At 53.7% G+C, this 1,262-nt stretch carries 1 protein-coding gene; it reads right to left on the bottom strand.

The features are described from left to right. Nucleotides 1-53: 53 nt before the first annotated feature. A complete protein-coding gene (locus tag ACTTK7_RS17225) occupies nt 54-1,238 on the bottom strand; it encodes an IS256 family transposase (protein ID WP_462869330.1) in 1,185 nt (394 codons plus the stop codon). Between the last annotated feature and the right edge of the window lie 24 nt (nt 1,239-1,262).

The raw sequence follows: 1,262 nt of genomic DNA, 5'->3' as shown, positions 1-1,262 counted from the left end.
GGGACCGTCAATAATTTTGTGTAAACGGCCCCTGTCCTTTTCCAGCCGTAAAGTTACCCCTGCTGTTGAAACATGTCTTCCAATTGGTGTTGGGCCTGGGCGAATCCCAGGTGGCAGCGGGTGGAAAATTTTTGATTGTACACGTCGAACCGGCTGACCAAAAACCGTTCGATGGACGCTTCATTCGGAAACTGTTCTTTGCGTTTAACGTATTTTTTCAGCTGCTTGTTGAACGATTCGATGAGATTGGTAGAATACAGACTCCGCCAGATGGCGGACGGGAAATCATAAAAGGTGAGTAAGGTGGGGTGCTCGTCGAGCACCCGGCGAATCGATGGATACCGCGAGGACCACGCTGCGATAAACGCCTCGAGCGCCTCGGCCGCTTCCTCCCGGCTGTTCGCCCGGTACACGGTTTTGAAATCGGCACAGACCGTCGCACGATCCTGCACGCGGACTTTGCGGGCAAGGGTGCGGGAGACATGCACACAACACGTCTGATGCCGGGCACTCGGATAGACGGCGTGGATCGCATCGGTCATGCCTGCCAGTCCATCTGATATGACCAGGAGTACTTCTTCGAGGCCGCGGACCTGAAGGTCCTCTAGGAGTTCCTGCCAATTGCCTGCTGATTCGGTCGGAGCCAGCAGGTACGCCAGCACTTCTTTGGAGCCGTCTTCCTGGATCCCGACCGCGATATATACCGCTTCTTTGGCCACCGTGTCCCGTTTTAAGGCGATAAACGTGGCGTCCAGATAGATGCAGGCATAGCGTTTCGCCAATGGCTGGCCTCGAAACGCCTCCACTTCGGCTTCCATCGCTTGGGTCATGTTGGAAATGGTCTGCGGCGTGTAATGATGGCCGTACATGCGTTCCAGGAGATCGGCGATCTCCGCGGTCGTGACGCCCTTGTGGTACATATGCATCACAAACGCTTCCAGCGTGTCATTCGTCCGTTTATATGGCGCGACCGTCTGTTGGTGAAAGTCTCCGTTCCGGTCGCGAGGAATCGACAGCGAGAGCTCCCCAAATTCGGTTTTCAGCGTGCGTTCGTATGTGCCGTTACGGGAATTGCCGGAACCAATGCCGGACGCATCGTACTTTTCGTAATCCAGAAAGGACGTTAATTCGGTTTGAAGCAGCTGATTGATGGCGTGTTCCAAATGAGATCGGAAGATCTCGTTGACATCCTGATGTTGGACTAGAGCGTGAGCAATATCTGTAGTAAAATTATTCATAGGGAAGTCCTCTTTTCTGTGAAT

The sequence above is a fragment of the Marinococcus tarijensis genome (assembly GCF_054971385.1).
Note: the sequence above shows the minus strand (reverse complement) of the source record. Positions and strands in the feature narration are given on the sequence as shown.

Coding starts and splice junctions, on each gene's coding strand:
- ACTTK7_RS17225 (WP_462869330.1), bottom strand. CDS start 1,238: ATGAATAATTTTACTACAGATATTGCTCACGCTCTAGTCCAACATCAG.